Origin of the sequence: Bacillus sp. WMMC1349, from assembly GCF_013155385.1 — a bacterium.
GTDB lineage: Bacteria > Bacillota > Bacilli > Bacillales > Bacillaceae > Bacillus.
Map to the genome: position 1 here is coordinate 3,582,244 of NZ_JABJUQ010000007.1, position 22,129 is coordinate 3,604,372.

The 22,129-nt window shown below is 39.1% G+C and carries 24 protein-coding genes and 1 pseudogene; 8 read left to right on the plus strand and 17 right to left on the minus strand.

The features are described from left to right. Positions 1-2: 2 nt before the first annotated feature. The 8 genes from HOO54_RS20690 to wecB all read right to left on the minus strand — a co-directional run bounded on the left by HOO54_RS20690 (position 3) and on the right by wecB (position 8,488). Positions 3-791, minus strand: coding sequence for a lipoprotein YvcA (locus HOO54_RS20690; RefSeq protein WP_253907723.1), 789 nt, complete (start codon positions 789-791; stop codon positions 3-5). Between the two features lie 425 nt (positions 792-1,216). Continuing rightward, positions 1,217-2,533, minus strand: a complete 1,317-nt coding sequence (locus tag HOO54_RS20695; protein ID WP_172298660.1) for a 6-phospho-beta-glucosidase — start codon at positions 2,531-2,533, stop codon at positions 1,217-1,219. Next, positions 2,530-2,859 carry a PTS sugar transporter subunit IIA gene (locus HOO54_RS20700; RefSeq protein WP_172298662.1) on the minus strand — a complete coding sequence of 110 codons (330 nt, stop codon included), beginning with the start codon at positions 2,857-2,859 and terminating at the stop codon, positions 2,530-2,532. Before HOO54_RS20700 ends, HOO54_RS20695 begins: the two co-directional genes overlap by 4 nt. Positions 2,860-2,874: 15 nt before the next feature. Next, positions 2,875-4,191, minus strand: coding sequence for a PTS cellobiose transporter subunit IIC (celB, locus tag HOO54_RS20705; protein ID WP_172299746.1), 1,317 nt, complete (start codon positions 4,189-4,191; stop codon positions 2,875-2,877). 51 nt (positions 4,192-4,242) lie between these two features. Next, positions 4,243-4,548, minus strand: coding sequence for a PTS sugar transporter subunit IIB (locus HOO54_RS20710; protein WP_172298664.1), 306 nt, complete (start codon positions 4,546-4,548; stop codon positions 4,243-4,245). A gap of 70 nt (positions 4,549-4,618) precedes the next feature. Continuing rightward, the gene (locus HOO54_RS20715; protein ID WP_172298666.1) at positions 4,619-6,568 is read right to left on the minus strand and encodes a BglG family transcription antiterminator; all 1,950 of its coding nucleotides are present in this window, start codon (positions 6,566-6,568) and stop codon (positions 4,619-4,621) included. A gap of 148 nt (positions 6,569-6,716) precedes the next feature. Beyond that, positions 6,717-7,307, minus strand: a complete 591-nt coding sequence (locus HOO54_RS20720) for a DNA-3-methyladenine glycosylase (RefSeq protein WP_172298668.1) — start codon at positions 7,305-7,307, stop codon at positions 6,717-6,719. Between the two features lie 89 nt (positions 7,308-7,396). Then, a complete protein-coding gene (gene wecB, locus HOO54_RS20725) occupies positions 7,397-8,488 on the minus strand; it encodes a non-hydrolyzing UDP-N-acetylglucosamine 2-epimerase (protein ID WP_172298670.1) in 1,092 nt (363 codons plus the stop codon). A 204-nt stretch (positions 8,489-8,692) separates the two neighbouring features. On the opposite strand from wecB, the gene HOO54_RS20730 reads away from it, so the two are divergent. The 6 genes from HOO54_RS20730 to prpB all read left to right on the plus strand — a co-directional run bounded on the left by HOO54_RS20730 (position 8,693) and on the right by prpB (position 14,843). Beyond that, positions 8,693-9,682, plus strand: a complete 990-nt coding sequence (locus HOO54_RS20730) for a polysaccharide biosynthesis protein (RefSeq protein ID WP_172298672.1) — start codon at positions 8,693-8,695, stop codon at positions 9,680-9,682. Continuing rightward, the gene (locus HOO54_RS20735) at positions 9,679-10,530 is read left to right on the plus strand and encodes a dTDP-4-dehydrorhamnose reductase family protein (protein ID WP_172298674.1); all 852 of its coding nucleotides are present in this window, start codon (positions 9,679-9,681) and stop codon (positions 10,528-10,530) included. The genes HOO54_RS20730 and HOO54_RS20735 overlap by 4 nt, the downstream gene beginning before the upstream one ends. Before the next feature lie 112 nt (positions 10,531-10,642). Beyond that, positions 10,643-11,311, plus strand: a complete 669-nt coding sequence (locus tag HOO54_RS20740) for a GntR family transcriptional regulator (protein WP_172298676.1) — start codon at positions 10,643-10,645, stop codon at positions 11,309-11,311. 38 nt (positions 11,312-11,349) lie between these two features. Next, complete coding sequence (gene mmgD / locus HOO54_RS20745) at positions 11,350-12,465, plus strand: citrate synthase (protein ID WP_172298678.1); 1,116 nt, start codon at positions 11,350-11,352, stop codon at positions 12,463-12,465. A gap of 18 nt (positions 12,466-12,483) precedes the next feature. After that, positions 12,484-13,911 carry a bifunctional 2-methylcitrate dehydratase/aconitate hydratase gene (locus HOO54_RS20750; RefSeq protein WP_172298680.1) on the plus strand — a complete coding sequence of 476 codons (1,428 nt, stop codon included), beginning with the start codon at positions 12,484-12,486 and terminating at the stop codon, positions 13,909-13,911. Positions 13,912-13,922: 11 nt separating this feature from the next. Continuing rightward, positions 13,923-14,843, plus strand: a complete 921-nt coding sequence (prpB, locus tag HOO54_RS20755) for a methylisocitrate lyase (RefSeq protein ID WP_172298682.1) — start codon at positions 13,923-13,925, stop codon at positions 14,841-14,843. A gap of 23 nt (positions 14,844-14,866) precedes the next feature. Here prpB and HOO54_RS20760 read toward each other — a convergent pair whose 3' ends face one another. Beyond that, positions 14,867-16,060, minus strand: coding sequence for a chromate transporter (locus HOO54_RS20760; protein WP_172298684.1), 1,194 nt, complete (start codon positions 16,058-16,060; stop codon positions 14,867-14,869). Positions 16,061-16,074: 14 nt separating this feature from the next. Continuing rightward, the gene (locus HOO54_RS20765; protein WP_172298686.1) at positions 16,075-16,386 is read right to left on the minus strand and encodes a PadR family transcriptional regulator; all 312 of its coding nucleotides are present in this window, start codon (positions 16,384-16,386) and stop codon (positions 16,075-16,077) included. A 364-nt stretch (positions 16,387-16,750) separates the two neighbouring features. Between HOO54_RS20765 and bslB the strand changes: the two genes are divergently transcribed. After that, a complete protein-coding gene (gene bslB, locus HOO54_RS24505; RefSeq protein ID WP_253907724.1) occupies positions 16,751-17,461 on the plus strand; it encodes a biofilm surface layer hydrophobin BslB in 711 nt (236 codons plus the stop codon). 209 nt (positions 17,462-17,670) lie between these two features. Here the strand turns inward: bslB and tnpA are convergent. The 7 genes and pseudogenes from tnpA to HOO54_RS20810 all read right to left on the minus strand — a co-directional run bounded on the left by tnpA (position 17,671) and on the right by HOO54_RS20810 (position 21,736). Then, positions 17,671-18,050 (minus strand): annotated as a pseudogene (tnpA, locus tag HOO54_RS20780) (IS200/IS605 family transposase). A 102-nt stretch (positions 18,051-18,152) separates the two neighbouring features. Next, positions 18,153-18,365, minus strand: a complete 213-nt coding sequence (locus tag HOO54_RS20785) for a PLDc N-terminal domain-containing protein (RefSeq protein ID WP_172298692.1) — start codon at positions 18,363-18,365, stop codon at positions 18,153-18,155. Continuing rightward, positions 18,365-18,580: a transcriptional regulator gene (locus tag HOO54_RS20790; protein WP_172298694.1), complete on the minus strand. Its 216-nt coding sequence runs from the start codon at positions 18,578-18,580 to the stop codon at positions 18,365-18,367. Before HOO54_RS20790 ends, HOO54_RS20785 begins: the two co-directional genes overlap by 1 nt. Beyond that, positions 18,570-18,908 carry a YxlC family protein gene (locus tag HOO54_RS20795; RefSeq protein WP_172298696.1) on the minus strand — a complete coding sequence of 113 codons (339 nt, stop codon included), beginning with the start codon at positions 18,906-18,908 and terminating at the stop codon, positions 18,570-18,572. The genes HOO54_RS20790 and HOO54_RS20795 overlap by 11 nt, the downstream gene beginning before the upstream one ends. Continuing rightward, positions 18,905-19,438, minus strand: coding sequence for an RNA polymerase sigma factor SigY (sigY, locus tag HOO54_RS20800; protein ID WP_172298698.1), 534 nt, complete (start codon positions 19,436-19,438; stop codon positions 18,905-18,907). Before sigY ends, HOO54_RS20795 begins: the two co-directional genes overlap by 4 nt. A gap of 210 nt (positions 19,439-19,648) precedes the next feature. Next, positions 19,649-20,491 (minus strand): NAD(P)H-hydrate dehydratase, encoded by an 843-nt coding sequence (locus HOO54_RS20805; protein WP_172298700.1) that lies wholly within the window; start codon positions 20,489-20,491, stop codon positions 19,649-19,651. A gap of 36 nt (positions 20,492-20,527) precedes the next feature. Then, positions 20,528-21,736 (minus strand): DUF418 domain-containing protein, encoded by a 1,209-nt coding sequence (locus tag HOO54_RS20810; protein ID WP_172298702.1) that lies wholly within the window; start codon positions 21,734-21,736, stop codon positions 20,528-20,530. 189 nt (positions 21,737-21,925) lie between these two features. Here HOO54_RS20810 and HOO54_RS20815 point away from each other — a divergent pair, with 189 nt between their 5' ends. Continuing rightward, positions 21,926-22,093 carry a hypothetical protein gene (locus HOO54_RS20815; RefSeq protein ID WP_172298704.1) on the plus strand — a complete coding sequence of 56 codons (168 nt, stop codon included), beginning with the start codon at positions 21,926-21,928 and terminating at the stop codon, positions 22,091-22,093. Positions 22,094-22,129 lie beyond the last annotated feature (36 nt).

The following is a 22,129-nucleotide window of genomic DNA, read 5'->3' on the forward strand; positions in this document are numbered from 1 at the left end:
TGCTATGGTTTCTCAAAATCCTGTTTTGCTTTTGCTAGATCACTTTTATTAAAACGTTTTTTATATCTATATTCGAGATCATCTGTACTCTCCTTCTTTATGTTGAAGGTTATAGAATAAATCATTTTTTTTGCTTTTTTTCTCACATCTTCTTCTTTTAAAGAACATGGTTTATTGTCTTTTTGACAATTAAACATAAAAGAAAACTCTGCGCCTAAATTTTTCTCTTCTGTAGATTTTACGTAACCAAAATAACTATGAGTGAAATTAAACTTTCTATCCAAGTCATTAAAAACAATTTTTTTATAGGCAAAATAAACTTGCTTTTTAAGTTTATCAGTTTTAGTAAAGCTGCCTTTATATCCATTTTTCCCTCTGATTGTATCAAGCATTATTTCATGATCTTCAACAAAGTCTGTATTATACAAATAATTTACAGCCGCGCTAGAAAGAACATTTGTTTTTGGGTTATAGCTTTCAAACTCGATATTCTCTTGTTTCTCCCCTTTATTCATTGTAAGATCTGGAATAATTTCTCCTCTCTCCGGAAACAACATCTTAAATCCCTTCAACTTCGACTCAAGCAAATAATAGCCAGGCTCCACTTCCTTCGTCGACGCCATATACTCTCTTGTTGTCTTGTCTTGAAAAGCGGGAACTTTAGGCAAATCTTTCGGGTCCATGTCGATCGGTTTCACAGCTTCGGTTTTGCTATTTTGATTGTCATTTATATTACATCCGCTTGTCACAGCTAATATTAAAGTAAAACAGATGATGATCATTTTTTTCATTGTTCACCCTCCAAGGGTTCAGGTCTAACTCCAATTGATACAAATAGCCTGTTTGCAATTGATGATTTTATCCTTTTTTATGTTACAAGATGGGTTTGTAGAGTTAAATAGGAAATTAGTCTTGGTCGGTTTGTTGAAGTGCTAATTTTCTGGGGTAATTATTACTGTGACAAGGATGGGGAGGTAGGCATTGGGATGTTCTTAAACAGAAAAAAGAGGTCTAAAGCCTTAGAGATGGTTTTGATCGTCAGGACAATGAAAGATGTCTTTGAAATTGCAAATATATTTCCTCATGCTCTTAACGTTCGCAATCATCGATAGAAGTGCTTTAAGTAGTTCAAATTGATGCGGTTTTGAAATCTTGCTACTTTAAAACAAGAATATGTAAATCAAGGCTCCGGCTTGTCCAACCGGAACCTTGATCATCATTCAAAAAATTGGGGGAGGTGTGCTTGGTGTGCTTCAAGCATTTCGTCTAATATTCGTTTTGCCATTTTATCAGATGGCACGAGCGGGTTAATTGTCATTGCCACTAGAGCAGTCTTAACATCTCCAGTTACAGCAGCTTCTGCCGCGACACGTTCAAAAGACTTTATCTGTTGAACAAGACCTCTAACACTGATTGGCAAATCACCGACTGTAATGGGTTTCGGTCCATGTTTTGTGATAACGCAATTGATTTCTGCTACAGCATCAGCAGGAATACTTGCGATCGCCCCATTATTAAGTGTATTGACAGGTTGAATATCATGCTTGTCATTATAAATAGAACTCATTAAGTTACAGGCAGCATCACTATAGTAGGCACCTCCCCGTTTCTCAAGCTGTGGCGGTTTAATCGCTAGATTTGGATCTTTGTACAACTCAAATAGTTCTTTTTCGACTTGTTGCACGACTTCGGCTCTTGTTCCCTCCGTTTTTGAAGCCTGTAATTCCTTTTCAAACATTTCTCTTGTTTTATAATAATAGCGATGATACCCACATGGAATAAGATCAAGACTGCGTATAAAATCAGGTTCCCATGCCTCCCCTGAAATGTTTTTCATTGTCATTGTATTTGCTGGATCTGCCATTGCTTCTAGTACTTGATCTTTCACACTTTTACCGTCAAGAAACACATCAAGACCAAACACCATATGATTTAAACCCGCAAACTGGATATCAACGCGGTTTTCATCAACATCAAGCGCTTTGGCAACTCCCATTTTCATGCCAATCGGCACATTGCAAAGACCGACAACTTTCTGTAAATGAGAGTAACGGAACAGGGCTTCTGTCACCATGCCAGCAGGATTTGTAAAATTAATCAGCCAAGCATCAGGGCATAGCTCCTCAATGTCTCTTGCCATTTCGAGTATGACCGGGATCGTACGCAAGCCTTTAAACAAACCGCCAGGACCATTTGTTTCCTGTCCGATTACACCGTATTTTAGCGGAATCTTTTCATCCTTTATCCTTGCTTCCAATAAGCCGACTCTAAATTGAGTTGTGACAAAATCCGCATCTTTTAAAGCCGCTCTCCTATCTAGTGTCAAGTGGATATCCATTTGAATACCGGCCTTTTTTACCATTCGTCTTGCCAATTCACCTACAATATGAAGCTTTTTTTGCCCTTCAGGAATATCGACTAACCATAGCTCTGTAACTGGAAGTTCATCATGCCTTTTTATCAAGCCTTCGACAAGTTCAGGCGTATAGCTTGATCCACCACCAATCGTCACCATCTTTATAATTTTGTTCATGAATTGACCCCCCCACGATTGAACAATTGGTAAAGATCAACAATTTCGACCGCTAAGTCTTTCGTTGTCATCGCATTCATCAAGTGATCTTGAGCATGAATCATCAGCAGTGAAGGCACTGTTTTTGTCCCTTTTATTTCATTTTGAATGAGAGAAGTTTGAAAGTGATGGGCTTTTAACAATTCTTCTTCAGCAATGCGAAGCTTCTTATTTGCTTCAGAAAATTCACCTATTTTCGCTCTTGCAACCGCCTCTATGGACAAACTTTTTCCATTTCCACCGTGAAGGATCATTTGAAAGATTGTTTGTTCTAACTCTTCAGACATTACAGCACCCCTTTTCTAGATCTCAGCCTGCTGGCTTTCAGCTTCTGCCGTCACATTTTTTAACTGATTTTCTTCTTGATTTTTTTGTCTATCCCACATTCTAAAGAATGGGTAGTAAACAGCCAATGAGATGAGCAGATTGATCAGCTGCATAACAGCTCCAGATATTTTTCCTCCCGTAGCTAAATATCCTGAAATAATCGGTGGCATTGTCCACGGAACTGCAATTCCCGCCGGCTTTGCAACGAGACCAGTGCTCATCCCAATAAATGTTGAGATAATGATTAAAAGCGGTGAAATCATAAACGGAATTAAAAGCATCGGATTCATGACAATCGGCATTCCGAAGATAATCGGTTCATTGATGTTAAAAACAGCCGGACCGATTGCAAGTTTTCCCAACTGGTTCATCTGCTTACTTCGCGCTCTGACCAACATGACGATTACTAACGCCAAAGTAGCTCCACTTCCACCGGTATTAACCCAAATATCAAAAAACTGGGTTGTAAAAATATTCGGTAATACTTCACCAGCTTGAAAAGCCAAGCGGTTTTCATCCATTGCACTATACCAGATCGGTGACATGACCCCACCAACAATGCTCGCACCATGCAAACCACAAGACCATAGCAGCATCTGGACAGTTTCCGCAATAAGGCTTCCGCCAATACTGCCTCCCAAAATAGACAGTGGTGTACCTAAGATGACATTGATAACATTGTGCAAACTTTCAAAAGGTGTCAATTCAATGAGAAGACGAACAATCCAAATCAAACCGATCACTGCGAATCCGGGAATAAGAGCGATAAACGATTTACTGACAGCTGGCGGCACACCATCTGGCATTTTAAAAACAATATCTTTTTGGACAATCCAGCGGTAAATTTCAGTCGATAGCATCGCAATTAACATCCCAACAAACAGACCTTTACTGCCCATTAGTGAAATGGGGATTCCACCAGATACTAAAATAGCCTCACTTGCGCCTTCAGGTGTAAATGGGATCTGATAAGGTGTGGTCAGAAGGAAAGCTGACACTGCGATCGCACCTGATGAAAGCGCATCTATATCGTATTTTTCAGCAAGGCGGTAGGCGATCCCAAATGTTGCGATAAGTGCCATAATATCAAAGCTGACACCTACTGGGTAATTTAGTTTGTCAACCCATTTGTCACCAAAAACCTTCGTCATCCATTCAGGATATCCAGGTATCGGTAAATTTGCTAGAATCAGAAATAGTGAGCCGACAATGATCAATGGCATCGTTAAAATGATACCGTCTCGAAGTGCTTGCAAGTGACGCTGACCGGCGATCCGTGCGGCAATGGGCATCACTTTCTCCTCTAAAAATCCGTTAAACTTTTTCACCTTTTCCGCCTCCTCTTACACACCGGCAAGCTGTTCAGCGGCTTTTAGTACTTCTGCGCCATTACATGTTCCATAATCGACTGGATTAATCACATCAACGGGTACGCCTTTTGCTTCTCCTAGTTTCCTTAATCGCGGCAGCAGATAACGGACTTGCGGACCAATGAGCAATACATCTGCCTTGTCTAGATGTTGTTTAACTTCGTCTCCAGAAACAGCCCAAATTGTATGATCCTTTCCTTGTACCTCTGCACTTTTCTCCATTTTCGTAACAAGTAAACTAGTTGACATTCCCGCTGCACAGGCTAACAAAATGTTCATTTTTCCCATTTCCCCCTTTTGCTACAAAATTCACTTTGCCATTACATCTTATAATGAAATCGTTTTCATCTTAACTTAACGTTTTTCCACTTACTTGCGGAAAAATATTAAGTTTTCTAACAACATCGATAAATTCCTCATATGTTTGGCATTTTAAAAAATCATGAACAATTGACCGATGATTTAAAACATGACCTACCAACTTGTACATTTTTTGAAGATGTGATGGATTGTTTTTTTCAACGCATAGAAGGCAAATGAATTGGACTTTTTTGTTCTCCCACTCTATCGGCTTTTGCAGTGTACACACAGCCCAAAATGTTTGAAGTGATTTTGCTGTCATTGAACGGGGAATGGCAATAAGATTTCCAAAATAAGTCGGTGCGATAGCTTCTCTTTCAAAAACTGAAGCGGTTAAATCTTCTTCCACAAGGCCTAATTTAAACGCCTTCTCACATAAAAATTGGAGAATTTCACTTTTTGATTGAAAGGTTTTCTGCAAAAAAATAAGCTGTTTTCTTGTATATTTTTCCACTAGTTCCAACTTTGCATTGAGTACATGGTTTATTTTTAAGACATCTATTTCTTCCAATATGGTATTCACTTTAATAACTGGAATTGGCAACTTTTCAGGAAGAGGAATGGTACTAATAATAAAATCGAGGGCATTCAATGATATTTGTTTTAATCTATAATAGTTAACTGTCCCAAGTATCTGTAGTTTTGCGCCGAATGTTGACCTTAGTTTGCTCTCAATCCATATCGCGTTTCCCGCTCCTGATACACAAACAATGATACAGCGTTTTGACATAATATTTGTTTTTCTTCTTTCAATAGCTGCACCTATATGTAATGCGAGATAACCGGCTTCACTTTCTTCTATATCAAACCCTGTCTCCTTTTTTAGCACTTCACCCGCTTGGATTCCTGCTTCAAATGCCAAGGGATCATGCGTTTTAATAGTGTCTAGCAGTGGATTTCTAATATGCATTCCATATCGATAGCGGTTCAAGGCCGGTTTTAAATGGAGGCTAATCCCACTTTTTAATTGTTTGTCTTTTTTTATACCAAGCTTGAATTGGTGATCAATCGTTTCAATTAGTAAATCTGCTAGCCGGCCTGTTTCGTCATCTATAAAGTCATTCATGTCATCATGATTTACCTTCGTTCTTTTAGCACCGAGCAGGTGTATAGCCATATAGGCTGTTTCTTCTGTTGGAAACTTCACTTTTAAGTTTTTTTCAAGATTTTGCGCAATTGAACAAGCTACACGATATTCTTGATCATTCATCATCTCTTTTACATCTGCTTCATAAAGTGAGACATGCTTTCCGTTACGAATTCGCTTACAGGCAATGACAATGTGAACAAGCAGATTGCTTAAAGCCAGATCAGAAAGAAACATTTGTTGATCCATTATGTTTTCTAAAATTGTCTCACGGATCATATTTAGTTCTGCTTTTGGAAGAATGGGGACCCGGGTATCAATGATCTCAAAATCGATTTCCTGTTTCTGAAAAATATGTTCTGCCATACAATACCGTAATTTCATTTCTTCCCCCCTTAATTTAAATCCGTAATTCGGTTTGATCACTAGTTGAATACCATATGGTTTTAATCTTTTCCGAATCTCTCTCATATCATGTTGAACTGTTGACTTACTTACGTACAAGTCGTCCGCCAAATTTTCAAGTTTTACATACTCATCAGTTAACAGCAACCTTTTAAACAAATATAAAATACGTTCATTTGGGAAAACTGGATGTTTCAATCCCCCCTGAAACATATGCTGCAGAAACTGCTGAAAACGTGCATTATTTTCAATGGATAATTGGTAACCGACTCCTCTAATTGATTGGATAAACGCACCATCCCTATAAAGAAATTGATTCAGTTCTTTCACATCTGATCTAATTGTTCTAGAGGTTACATTCAATTGATTGGCAAAATAATGGCTCGTCAAAGGTGTGTCTACCGCCATCAACTCACCGAGAATAAACTTAAATCGATTATTCATCATCGAAAAGACCCTCCTCTATAAGACGAACTTGAACATCTGAGAATAAAAACAAGCAGGACCTTTATCCTGCTGTTTTCTCAAATTATGAAATTCATCTTATATTTAAGCACATTGTATGATAGAGACTTTTTAAAAAAGAGAGGGCCATCTATTTAGAAACATAATGATTTCCCTTAACCCAAAACCGCCACGGATAGAAGCGCGCTTCTTCAGAATTTTCAATCCCGATTCGCGGACCACATGAAATACCTTTAGGAATATATCCTTTTGCAAGATAGAGTGGTGGTTCTGTTAACTGCTTCCCATAATCATCCATCGTGATTCCAAGTGCCTTTGCCAATTTTCCCGGTCCATTTGTCAAGTCGCGGAGCTTTTTTCCATTTCTTCTTTTCTCCATTAATGAAACACCATCATTCGGCTCTAGCGCCCTGATCAGGACAGCTTCGGGCTGATCAGTACCCGCACTAACGACATTAAACAATGTATGGGTGTGCATTTGATAAGTATAGACTCGTCCGGCTTCTTTGTACATCACTTCTGTCCGCTTTGTTCGACGGTTTCTATAACTGTGTGCTGCCCTGTCTTCTGGTCCTTTATAGGCCTCTGTCTCCACAATATATCCAGACGTCAGCCCCTCGTTTGTTTCTTTCACTAAAAGACAACCTAACAGTGATTGCGCAAGGTTGAGTGTCTCTTTTTGGTAAAAACTAACTGGCAGAGGTTCGTACACTTGATTCATGATGAAAGCCTCCTTTTCGTTGACCATATCTATGTTAACATTTTTTCAAAAAACGATTATTTGATCAGAGAAGGCTTTCACCAGTTTAATTAAACATGTCTCAATCCACCCAATATAAACTGAACCACTTTATTTGATACATTTTCGTCTTCATATCCATCAGGGAGCTCCCAATCGGCTTTCGTCTCCATCATCAACTCCGCGGCCTTCACAATGTTCCTTGTTTCAAGTCCAGAGATTACATTACTGCCACACATTACTGTTTCAGAGCGTTCAGTACTGTTTCTAATCGTAACGGAAGGGATTTTCAATATACAGCTTTCTTCCTGAACGGTTCCACTGTCTGTTATCACACATTTAGCATGCTGTTCTAAATGAACAAAGTCAAAAAAGCCAAACGGTTCACAAAATCTTAATAACGGATTGTGATGTTGAATACCAAACTTCTGCAATCGGTCTCTTGTTCGTGGGTGAACACTACAAATGATTGGCATTTTATAGGTTTGAGCAAGTTGTGTTAGAGCTGTCACAATACTTTCAAGCGTTTCCTTTATATCGACATTTTCAGCCCGATGAGCTGTGACCAAAATAAATGACTGACGCTTCACATTTAAAACATCAAGTACTTTGCTTTCTGAAATTTTGTCTTTATAATGGTTCATCACTTCATAGATCGGATTTCCTGACACCCATATTCTTTGTGGATGCATACCTTCTCGTTCTAAATTTTCCTTGGCAATGTTTGTATAAGGTAAATTAAAAGATGCGATCGAATCAATCACTCTGCGATTCATTTCTTCTGGAACCGCTTGATCAAAACAACGATTACCAGCCTCCATATGGTAGACAGGTATTCCATATCTTTCAGCCAGAAAGGCACAAAGCGCACTATTGGTATCACCAAGCACAAGCACTTTGTCCGGCTGGAGCTTCAAGATCAACTTTTCGACCTCTGTAAAAATTTCACCAATTTGCGCACCTGTTGAATGACTAGATAATTTTATATGATGATCAGGTTTACGTACATTTAATTGTTCAAAAAAGATTTCACTTAGTTTTTTATCATAATTTTGCCCCGTGTGGACCAAAATATGTTGATCTGCAAACTGATCAAGCTTGGAAATGATCAAACTTAAGCGGATAATTTCCGGTCTTGTACCAATAATCGTCATGATTTTCATCAGTTTTACTCCTTTTTTGTCACTTTACAAATTTCTGTCACTCTCTATATATATTCACGCTTCATCAAGGTGTGAAATTGAATAGGTTAACCCCTCAATCTGTTGTTCCATCAGCAAATCTATCACACCGATTTTCCAATAAAATCATATACATTTATATGCTAGTTTTGAGATTCTATCATGTTTTGCTTTAGGAGGGGAATTATGTTTAAAAATACCCGAATTCTACTTACAGGAGGCACTGGTTCTTGGGGAACGGAACTTACGAAAAAATTATTATTATATAAACCAAAGGAAATAAGAATTTTTTCAAGAAATGAATTTAAACAAATTAAGATGGAAAGAACATTTAACTACCATCCATCACTTAAATTTGTTATAGGTGATGTGAGAGACTACTCGTCTTTAGAAGACGCTTGTCAGGATGTCGACTATATTTTTCATTTAGCCGCATTAAAGCATGTTCCAATTTGTGAGGATCAGCCTGAAGAAGCATTAAAAACAAATGTCACTGGAACACAAAATGTCATTCGCGCAGCACTAGAAAATCGTGTTAAAAAAGTTATCGATGTTTCTACTGATAAAGCAGCAGACCCTGTCAACTTCTATGGTTTAACCAAGGCACTAGGAGAAAGACTGATGATTCGGGCAAATGATTATAGTGAGCAAACAGACTTTGTCTGTATTAGAGGCGGAAATGTATTAGGAACAAACGGAAGTGTTGTCCCGTTTTTTAAAGATTTGATCTTAAACGGCAAGGATCTTACCTTAACATCAAAAGACATGACAAGATTTTTCCTGACAGTAAGTGAAGCAATTGACTTGCTGCTCAAAGCCTCAGAGGAGGCAAAGGGCGGAGAAATTTTTGTGATGAAAATGAAAGCCTGCAACATATTAGATCTTGCAGAAGTTCTCATTGATGAGTTAGCTTCACATCCTGTTGGTATCAAGGAGATCGGAATCCGCCCTGGTGAAAAACTTCATGAAGTACTTGTTTCAAATCACGAAGCGCCATTTACTTATCTTTATGACGCCCAACATTATGTGATACTACCTTCTCATCCATCAGAAAAACTAGTAAAACACTATAAAAAGTTTGCAAAAGCAGATTTTCAAAAGTATCAATCTAACAACCAATTAATGTCGAAATTTGAGATTGCTGATATGTTGAAAGAAGGGGGCTTTATTCAGTGAGACTTCTGATCTTGGGCGGAAACGGTATGGCTGGACATATGTTAAAAGAGTTTTTCTCTACCAAAAAACAATACGATGTTTACTGGACACAACGGCATTCTTTGCCAAATCACCCAAACTGTTTTTTTCTAGATGTCAAAAAGACAGCTGAAATAAGAAAACTGCTTGAAAAGGTAAAACCTGATGTCGTCATTAATGCAACCGGCATCTTAAATGACGCCGCCCGCAAAAACCTTCAAGATGCCATTTGTGTCAATAGTCTCTTGCCCCATTTACTTGCGGAATGGAGCAATGACTGCCAATATTATTTGATGCATATTAGCACAGATTGTGTTTTTTCAGGTTCAAAAGGAAAGTATGCAGAAACAGATGAGAAAGATGGATGTTCGGTTTATGCACAAACAAAAAGTCTTGGTGAAGTATGGGATGATAAAAACTTAACAATTAGAACATCGATTATCGGACCAGAGCTAAAAGATGGTATTGGGTTATTCCATTGGTTCATGCAACAAGAAAACGTGACAAACGGATTTAGACGTGTTTTTTGGAACGGGCTGACAACATTGGAACTTGCCAAAGCTATTGAACAACTGCTCGATTCTAAATTAAGCGGATTGATCCACTTAACCGGAAATCGCTTCATCTCAAAATATGAACTGCTTCTCTTATTAAATGAAATCTTTTCTAGAGGAATTAAAATTGTTCCTGATGACCAATTCTATTCTGATAAAAGTATACTAATGACACGGGATGATGTTCCTTATCAGCCTGTCAGCTATGAACAAATGCTCACCGAGTTAAAAGAATGGATCAAAAAACATTCCTCTTTGTATCCATACGACCTATAAAACGAAACACCCAACTAATTGGTTGGGTGTTTTTTGGTGGTTGTTATTGACACAATTGTATTATTGTATACAATTATATGTATCTAATGGAAAAGGAGGTGATTTTTTTTACGTGCAACCTTCACAACCAGTCAAAAGGCAATCAGCATGTGATTATGCATACCATGAATTAAGAAGAAAAGTGATTGAACTTGAATATCAGCCTTCGACACAGCTTTCCGAAACAGACCTCGCCAAAAACTTAAACATTAGTCGTACCCCATTACGCCAAGCTCTTTATCGGCTGGAAATTGAAGGATTGGTCATGAAACAATTAAACGGCCGACTCCGTGTTTGTCCGATTTCACTCACTGAAGCAGAAGAGGTTTTTACTGTACGAGCAGCCCTTGAGGGACTCCTGACTGCTGGAGCCGCTCAACTTGTCACGACGGAAGACCTTAATCAGTTAGAAGACCGAATCGAATGTATGAAGATGGCTGCTGTAAAAGATCGGCATACAGATACGGTCAAATACGGATCTGAATTTCACTCTTTTCTGCATACCATCAGTACAAATGCAACCGCAAAACGTTTTCTTGAGCAATTAAATAGTCGAATTGAACGGTACCGAAGAATCAGCGGCTATAAAAATCCTGATTATCAACCGTCCGTTTCCTTGAAAGAACATGAGGAAATTTTCAATGCTGTAAAAGCAAAAAACAGCAGTTTGGCAGAAGAAGCCATGCGTTATCACATAAAACGCAGTTTAAAGTCCATCGAAGAAACGCTCAAACGTTTATAGTATCACATCACGTTTAAAAACGAATATGGGGTGAAAAAATGGGCAAACAAAGTGTGTTTAATCCCGGACTAGAAGGTGTGATCGCTGGAGAAACGGAAATATCTTATTTAGATACTGATGCTGAAGAAATCGTTATCAAAGGCTATGATTTAATGGAGCTTACTGAACAAAAAACTTATATCGATCTCGTTCATCTCCTTCTCTATCACAAACTACCCAGTGAATTGGAACGAACAAAAATTGAAAGCGCTTTAAAACATAACCAAGACCTCCCCCAAGAGATTTACAACATTCTTTCATCGATTCCAACAACGACTCACCCAATGGATGCCTTAAGAACCGGTATCTCAGCACTGGCTGGTTATGATCCTGAACTGAATGACCAATCCGTTGCAGCCAATACAGCAAAAGCACTACGATTAATTGCACGAATTCCGAATATCGTTGTCAACAGTTACCGGTTTTTACATCAGCAAAAAGCGATCTCACCTAAACAGCAAATGTCTTACAGTGAGAACTTTTTATATATGCTGACAGAAAAAGAACCGAACAAACATGAAACCGCTATCTTTGATCAAACATTAATGCTTTATAGTGAACATGAAATGCCGAATTCTACTTTCTCCGCTCGAGTCATTGCCTCAACCAACTCAGATATATATGGCGCTTTTACAGGAGCTGTCGCTTCTTTAAAAGGGAACTTACACGGCGGTGCCAATGAGGCTGTGATGCATATGTTACTTGAAGGAGAGACAAAAACAGGTTTTAGTCATCTAATTTACGAGAAATTAAACAAAAAAGAGAAAATTATGGGCTTTGGTCATCGCGTTTATAAGAAAAAGATCGATCCGCGTGCTGCTTTATTAAAAAACGCTCTTTTTTCACTTTCAGAAAAACGAGGCAAACAGGCTTTATTTGAAATGTGCGAAACAGGCGAAAACATCATGCGTGAAGAAAAAGGACTATATCCAAATCTAGATTATTACGCCGCTCCGATCTACTATCTGCTTGGGATTCCAATCGATCTTTATACACCGATTTTCTTTGCAGCACGGTCTGTCGGCTTAAGTGCCCATGTGATTGAACAACACGCTAATAATCGGCTGTACCGTCCAAGGGTGCACTATACAGGACCGCGGCACCTCCATCCATAAACAAAGGAAGGGATATTGATGATAACGACTGAAACATGTGACTCATTACTAGAAAGCATTGCAGATTACACAGTGAATGGCACCATTAACAGTGAAGAAGCAATTGAAACGGCACGGTTTGTTTTAATGGATACACTGGGCTGCGGAATATTGGCACTTAGGTATCCTGAATGCACGAAACATCTCGGACCAATTGTTCCGGGAACTCAGGTCCCAAACGGTACCCGCATTCCTGGTACACAATTTGAATTAGATCCCGTTCAAGGGGCTTTTAATATTGGCTGCATGATACGTTGGCTTGACTACAATGATACATGGTTAGCTGCAGAATGGGGGCATCCGTCAGACAACTTGGGAGCAATTTTGGCCTCCGCTGATTTTTGGAGTAGACAGCAACTATCCACCGGTAAAAAACCACTCATAATGGGTGATGTGCTTGAAGCAATTGTAAAAGCCCATGAAATTCAAGGTGTCCTTGCTCTGAATCATAGTTTGAATAGAAAAGGCCTTGACCATGTACTGTTCGTTAAAGTCGCTTCTACTGCTGTAGCCTGTCATCTTTTCGGCGGTACAAAAACGGATGTCATTCATGCTGTTTCCCAAGCCTGGGTTGATAACTCCAGCTTGCGGACATATCGGCATGCACCGAACACCGGCTCTCGAAAGTCGTGGGCAGCCGGTGATGCAACAAGCCGCGGAGTTAGGCTTTCTCTCATGACCTTAAAAGGAGAAATGGGCTATCAAACTGCTCTGTCTGCACCAATGTGGGGCTTCCAAGATGTTCTGTTTGGCGGTGAACAAATATCGCTGGACCGCCCGCTTAATAGCTATGTGATCGAGAACATTCTCTTTAAAATTTCCTATCCGGCAGAATTTCACGCTCAAACAGCTGCAGAAGCGGCTATTCAGCTCCATGATCAAGTAAAGAATAGACTTGATGAAATCGATCGAGTCGTCATCACGACGCATGAATCAGCGATCAGAATCATTGATAAAACAGGGGAATTACACAATCCTGCAGATCGCGATCATTGTATTCAATATATAACAGCAATCGGTTTGATTTATGGAGAAATCACAGCTGACCATTATGAAGATGAAACAGCGAAAAACCCAGAGATTGATCGTCTTCGCGCCAAAATGACAACGGTGGAAAATAAACAATATTCCACAGACTATCTTGATCCTGAAAAACGGTCAATCGCAAATGCCGTCCAAATTTTTTATAAAGATGGCACACAATCAGAAAATGTTGTCGTCGAGTATCCAATCGGCCATCGACGTCGACGTACTGAAGGCATTCCATTGCTAAAGGCAAAATTTATTGACAATTTGAAAACTCGTTTTCCTAAAAGACAGACAGAACAAATCACCGCTCTCTTAAATGATCCGCACACATTAAAAAACACGACCGTCCCGGATTTTATGGAACTGTTTGTGATTTAGGAGGTGTTAAGATGTGGATTGTCACAAAGCAAATCAGCCAGACAGAGCTGGCGGAAACTTTCAAAACACTCATTCACGCACCAGACATATTAAAAATACCAGGCACACATGATGGTATGGCAGCTATCATGGCTAAAAGCATCGGTTTTCAAGCACTTTATCTCTCTGGTGCAGCCTATACAGCAAGCCGCGGAATACCAGACCTTGGCATGATCCAGTCACAAGAGATGGCAGAAAAAGCCCGGGAATTGGTAAGAGCCACAAACCTACCTGTTTTAGTCGATATTGACACAGGTTATGGCGGTGTCTTAAATGTTGCAAGAACAGCAGCAGAAATGGCAGAAAACAGGGTCGCTGCTGTCCAAATTGAAGATCAGCAACTCCCTAAAAAATGCGGACACTTAAACGGGAAAAAACTGATTTCTGCAGAAGAGATGATCGCAAAGATTAAAACGATAAAGAAAACGGCACCCTCCCTTGTCGTCGTGGCGCGAACAGATGCAAAAGCGGTTGAAGGAATAGATGAAGCCATTAACCGTGCCAATCTTTATATAGAGGCAGGCGCTGATGCTATTTTTCCGGAAGCATTAACAAACGCAGAAGAATTTCAGGAGCTGGCTTCCGCAGTAAATGCTCCTCTGCTAGCTAATATGACTGAATTTGGGAAAACTCCCTATTATACAGCAGAAGAATTCCAACTGCTTGGCTACAGCATGGTGATTTATCCAGTTACTTCACTAAGGGCTGCAGCGAAGGCATATGAACGAGTTTTTTCAGACATTTATCAAAAAGGAACACAAAAAGATGTACTCCATGATCTGCAAACCCGTGAACAACTATATGATGCCATTCATTACGATGATTATGAAGAGTTAGACAAAAACATTGCTAAAACCGCACTTCCTGAAATAGGAAAAGAAAAAGACTGTTGATCATAAGGCAGTCTTTTTCTTTTTCAAAAAAATGTCATAAACAAACCGCCAATTGCACCTGTGACAACGATGACCCATGGAGGCAGCTTCCAGTAGACAAGCATACTAAATAAAAGCGCTGCAAAAGCAAAATCAAGCGGCTCTAAAATAGAACTCGTCCAAATGGGCTCGTAAAATGCCGAAATCAAAATCCCCACTACAGCAGCATTGACCCCCATTAAAGCGCCATTTATTTTTGGATTACGGCGAAGGGTATCCCAAAACGGCAATGCTCCCAAGATCAGCAGAAATGCCGGCAAAAAAATCGCTACTGTCGCAAGCAATCCGCCCTGCCAGCCGTTCATAACCGCGCCAAGATATGAGGCGAATGTAAACAAAGGACCTGGCACAGCTTGTGCCGCCCCATAGCCAGCTAGAAATGCCTCTTCACTCAACCATCCTGTCAGAACAAATTCTCGCTCTAATAACGGCAGAACAACATGGCCGCCGCCAAAGACTAACGAACCTGATCTGTAAAAGTGATCAAACATCTGAATCCATCTGCTGGCAGTCAATTCACTCAATACGGGTAGAAAAATAAGAAGCCCGAAAAATAAACTCAGACATATGAATGCAAATCTTCGCGATACAGGAAATGGCATAACAGATTTAGTTGATTCTTTTTGCTGTTGATAAATATAATAACCGATAAAGGCCGAGATGATGATGACACCGACTTGGGTAAAAGCCGTTTGCCACAACAACGTTGCCAACAGCGCCAACAAAGCAATTGTCTTTCTTTTTACATCTGGCGTCAATTTTTGTGCCATACCGAGAATTGCATGGGCAACAACGACAACAGCAACGATCTTTAAACCATGAATCCAACCAGCATTTGCAATATCAAGTCCTTGGACAATTAAGGCAAATAAAATAAGTGCGATAACAGATGGAAGTGTAAAACCGATAAAGGCCAAAACCCCACCGAGGATACCGGCACGCATGACACCGATTCCGATTCCAACCTGACTGCTTGCTGGACCAGGGAGAAACTGACATAAAGCAACCAGATCAGCATAGTTTTTTTCATCAAGCCATTTTCGTTTATGGATATACTCAGCATGAAAGTATCCTAAGTGAGCGATGGGTCCACCAAAAGATGTCAGTCCAAGTCTTGTTGAGACAAATAAAATTTCGATTAATGACTTGATTCCTCTGTTTGCTTTATGCTTTGACATCAACTCACTCCTTTTTACTTGTCTTTAATCTCTTTAAACAGCTCATACGCTTTTATTCTTGCTTCCTCTAAAATGTTTACTCCTTTTTCAGTAGTGGTGTAATATTTTCTAATCTTGCCGTCCACTTTTTGTTCTTCTTTTTGAAGAAGTCCGTTTGACTCCATTGAGTGAAAAATCGGATATAATGTACCCGCACTGACGTTGTATCCGTGTTCCTTTAATTCTTCTAACATCCACAATCCAAAAATCGGATGTTGATTGGCATGATGCAAAATGTGAATTTGAATGAATCCAAGAAATAGTTTCCTCACTATTCTTTCTTCCAATTTGTAACCTCCTAAAGACTATATAATATCGGATTTCGATATCGATAAACAATATTAAGATTAACATTGTTTATTCCTAAAATACAATTAGAATATATTTACTAAATTTTACTTATAAGCATAAAAATTGATTACAGCGCAACTTTTTTTGTAAAAACATGTTTATAAATTCCATATCATTTACAAAAAAATTAGAATTCTAATTTTTTTTAGAAATTTAATAAAAATATATTTACTTGCTTAATAGAAAGTGGTAAATTCAAAGCAAGAAAAGGAATTTAGTAGATCGCGATCTTGTTTTATCCTTTTCTTCAATGTTTTGGACGTCCATTTTATAAATTATTCCAATCGGAGGGGACATACCATGCTCAAACGTAAACTATTTCTTAAAATTAGTATTGGTCTAGTAGCTTCAGCAACTTTTTTGTCCATGCTTCTTCCAACTCAGAGTGCAAGCGCCCGAGAAATGCACACAAAAATGCACACAAAAATGCACACAAAATGTTTTCACTTTAAATGTCCTATCTTTTGTCCGCCGAAACATAGACATCCGCATTGGCCTCATCCGGGGCACCCATGCAAACCAAGTAATCCATGTGATCCAGGCAAACCGGACAACCCAAACAAACCAGGTGATCCATGTAATCCAGGCAAACCGGATAACCCAAACAAACCAGGTAATCCATGTGATCCAGGAAATCCGACAAAACAGCCGACATTGGAAGCAAAAACTGTTCAAAGCGTTATAGAATGGACAACTTCTGACATTGAAATTACTTACAGACCGAATATATCAATAGGTGCAAGCTATGTGGTATTCCACTTTCCATATCGATTCCATGCAAGCACACGGGATACTTTAAATGGAAAAACACTTGACTCAACACAAATTTTAGATGATGGACAGACTGTTAGAGTTCCCGTCAATGCTTTAAGTTCGTCTGAGTTTAAACTAGTGATGGTTCGGAAAACGCTTCCGAATGCAGGTACTCACAAAATTACTGCTGAATTGCAGCAAAATGGAAAAAACTTCAATCACACTGAAACAAACTTACTGATTGCTCCTCGCAAGTAAATAAGTAAAAAATAGTTTAGCACGCTGGCTGATATGCTCCCCTAAAGGTAGACAGATGAAATAAAAAAATCTGTCTGCCTTGGGGGAGTTTTTTCATGGCTAGAAAATAGTTTTGAAAAAGTAGAGAAGTTGAGAGGACTGTAACTGTAAGCACAGGAGATCAACTAAATAAAGCATTAAAGAACAAAAATTCAAATTCTGTTTTCACCTCACTTCATTCCTTGATTTTCAATATATTTCTTAACTACATTGATGGGAGAACCACCAGTTGTTAGTAAGCCAAAACTTCTTGACCAAAACATTTCTTTCCACAGCTTTTTTCTAACCTGCGGAAAACCTTTTTTAATTAATCGTGAACTAGCACTTTTATAAGCATTGATGAACTTTGATAATTCAGTGTTAGGATGTGCTTTGAACAGGATGTGAACATGGTCTTTATCATGATTCCACTCAACTAGAGGATATTGTATTTCTTGCCTAGCTTTACAAACATATCCTTAGCATAGTCAGATACTTTATCATCAAAGACTTCTCTACGATATTGATAATACATTGAGAACACTGAATGATTATTACTGTCTAATTTCATTGTAACATCAGCCTTTATCTTATATAAGACTGGTAAACAAAATAGCCTTTAGGCTATCGCCGAACCGACATTCATCTCCCACCTATCGTTTGGCTTCGCCCTTCACACGACTGAGGAGGGAGTCTTCTGTCGGAAAACGATAAAGTACAAAATGGGTCCGATCATGCTAATCCCTACAATAATAAGAAACCACAGCCATTTGGGACCGTTTGTTTCCTTCTCTTTGACACAGTTTAACAATGCAGAAACCACAAGGATAAGATATAACAAAATAAAAGGGGTAATCATTTCCCAAGGTATTTCAGATCCAGCCATTATTTCGTCCTCCTTTTCTTGAGAAAGGGCCTAACGACAAATAAATAGTAAAATAATAGCGGTGTCGGTGTTTGAATAAGGCCCCAAATTCCCCAAAACCAAGCATTGCTCCCCTTTTTCTTGGCATCAAGAAAGAGCAAAATACTTTGTGTAAATAAAAGTGGTGAAAGCAATAACAGGACCAACAATGTATCTTGATTGAAATCAAGATTCATCTAAATCACCCTCCATCTCTATCTTCCGGCACCATTTCTTTTTAAGCAGGAGCAGTACTGGAAGAAGGACAAACGCTACCCCTTGCACTGTCAAAAATATGACGGGTACACGAATCGAGATTGTGATGTAAACGGACAAAATCACGAATGCCGACATAATAAAGCAAAGCAACTCCTTTTGTACTGCCCGTTTACGCTCCTTTTTAAATAGAGCTAAACGCTGGTCCAGCTCAAATTGAGGGGGGCTTGCAGGTTCAAAGATGTCATCTATTTTTTTAAATTCCTGTTTCAAATGAGAGATTGTCTCTTTTTCATCGCGCTCCTTCACTCATCCCACTCCTTTCGAATTTTCTTTAAACCATTGTGAACACGGGATTTGGCAGTACCTTCTTTTATTTTTAAGATTTTAGCTACTTCAGAATATGTGTACCCATAATAATGCCTTAATAAGATCGGCATTTTAAACTCCGGTTCAAGTTTGGCGAACAGCTCCAAATAGTCGCTCCATTCATGTCCATGAAGCGACACTTCCCATTTCATTTTCCGCAAAGCTTCCTCTCCAGCTTCCTGCATCTTGCGGTTTTCTCGTATTTTCTGTCGCTGGTCATCGATAAACAGTCGGGAAGCAATTGAAATTAACCATGTCGAAAATTTGGCATTTCCCCGAAACTGCTGAAGGTTGATATATGCTTTCAACATCGTTTCTTGAACTAAGTCCTCTGTCAAATCAGCATTGAAAGTTAACTTCAATAGATATTGATATAAAAAGGAATGGTTTAGCTGAAACAGTTTTGTAAAGGCGCTATCCTTTCCGTTTTTTGCTTGTATGATAAGTTCTTTTTCATCTAGCTGATCCACAAAAACGCCAAACCTCCTTCCTTTTGTCTCTAATGATTAGACGACAGCCACTTACAAACCGTTCAATCCGATTCCAATAAAATCATTCTGTTTGTGAATTTTCATTTAGATGTACTTGAAAAGAGGTTAGAAAAAGGGGAACAAAAAGATAAGAAAGTTCATCTTAACATTAAAAAACGTCCGGTTTTCTGTCCGGACGTTTTTTTGATGTTACACTTGATACATTTTCCAAACGAAAGGCAGCAAATCCGAAATTTCATGAGCAAGCAATGTATGTGGTGAACGGGTTTCACTCCACTGATCAGCACAGGCACCATGAAGGTATACAGCATTCAAAACAGCCTCTTTCCAATTTTCGTGACAACAGAGCATACCCAAAAGCATCCCAGTCAATGTATCACCAGTGCCTCCTTTTGCTAAAGCACTATTGCCTGTTTGATTGATCCAACACTCTCCATCAGGAAAAGCAATCACGGTTTGTTTTCCTTTTAAAACGATCGTCACTCCGAGTGTTTTCGCTTGTTCTTTGGCAAAAAAACCGCGTTTTTTCTGCACCTCTGGAATTGAAGTATTTGTCATTCGCGAAATTTCACCAGGATGTGGTGTCAAAATTATGGGTGCTTCCCGAGCAGGGTATGTTCTGATTGATAAAGCACCAGCATCAAAGACAACAGGAATTTGTTTGTCTAATATTTGCTCAACAGCACATTCTACTGTTTGTGAAGGAGGAATGCCAGGTCCAAATGCAATTGCTCGGTAATCTTCTTCAATTCCTTCTTCGGCTAGCTTTTCCATGCCATTTTGTAGATAAGTAGCTTCGGGTAGACTGGGTACAATCATCGGTATAACACTTTCAGATGTAGCGATCACAAGTTTGCCGATCCCACTTCGCATTGCACCAAGTCCGGCAAGCAGTGCAGCTCCAGGCATCTCAGGACTTCCGGCAAGCAAAAGCCCTGTACCATACGTCCCTTTATGGCTGGCAGAGCCTCGTTTTGGTAAGGTTGATTGTACATGTTTTTTCGTCCAAATCGGTAGATCTTCAGCAAACATCTCTGCTAACCCCCTTTTAAACAAACGTTTATTTAACTATTTTGACACATTGGACTTCCTCATAATAGCGGGTACTTTATGATATGTGCCCAACCGCCACAGCCATTCAAATGGTCCCATTTGAAACCGCTTTGTCCACCAAAAGCTAGCAACGATCTGACAGAGGAAAAACAAGACGGCAAGACCGATACCAACCCACACACCAAGCTTTCCGTACAATCCTAAACCATAACCGTAAAAGATAGTCGTCATGATAATGCTTTGAAATAAATAGTTCGTTAGTGATAATTTTCCAACTATACCGAAAGGTTTTAAAACTCGCTGTCCCTTCCTTGTTTCCATCAACAGTATGATTCCCGATATATAACAAAATGTTAAAGCCAGCGGTCCTACACCATCACTCACAATAAAAATAAATGGCGTGTCCCAGAAAATAGGTAAAGCTTTTAACGGAATACTAAGAACCAAGCTGACAAAGAAAACTTTCCGGATTCTCCGGATATGATGCTGAGGTTTATGAAGCCACCTCTTTTTTGCTACATACATACCAAATAAAAATGGTGAAAGAACAAAAACAGGGATGATCACCACAACCAGAAGGAGGATGGATAATCCTAATGACGCCCAGCTTGGCAGTGAATCATCCAAATGAAAGAAAGCAGCCCCATTTATTCGGTAAAACACATTTTCCCAATAACTGCCATTTTGCATAATCTCAGCTGTCTGACGATGAGACTCAACCAATTGATCAGGCGATGCCAATCTCAGACCAAAAATCACAAAGATATGTGTCACAAACAATATGATCGCCCACATAAGAATGGTTTTCGGTTTCCGGTTGATAAACAGAAACACCAGTCCTATCCCAATTATTCCGTAAATACGGAGAATGTCTCCATCCCAAACGAAAAAACAATGCAATAAACCCAAACCTATCAAAATCAAAAAGCGTCGAACAAAGACAATCCGGTATGCACCAAGACCTTTTTGATCAAACCTGTCTTTCATCAGAACGATGCCATAGCTAAATAAAAAAGCAAATAACGGCATAAAGCTATCAACAACAAAAATCCGAAGTAACTCATAGGCCCAATAATCATATGTTTCTAATGTTTTAACAGATAAATTTCCCCACATCCCATACTGAAACAACAGCATATTCGCAAGCAAAATTCCAAGCAGTGCAACCCCTCGTGCTTGATCAATCCAAATGATTCTTTTTCCCTGTGATGGATATTGATCCATTCTTTTCACTCCCCCCTTTAATGAATCCAGTTTATCAGCTTTCGTTTAACCCCAGTTTATAACAGGCTTAAATCTTGCTAAATTTAGACCTGAGACTTAGTCCATCTCTGTCTTTGGTTCATCGTTTAACAATGGTATCTCTCATATAATAAAGATCGGAATTAGCATTATTGTTAGGGGGCGTTCTGATTGGGCAGAAATAAAAGGCGATTACACCTGTTTTGGTTGTTTCTGTTCGTCTGTCTCAGTATTTTCATCATCACGTCTTATCACATCAATTTTGCAAACCATGATAAACTGATCAACATCATGTTCATTTTCATTAAACCGCTCATTTGGCTATTGTCTGCTGTATGACAAAAAACAGCTCCAGATCAATATCTGAAGCTGCTG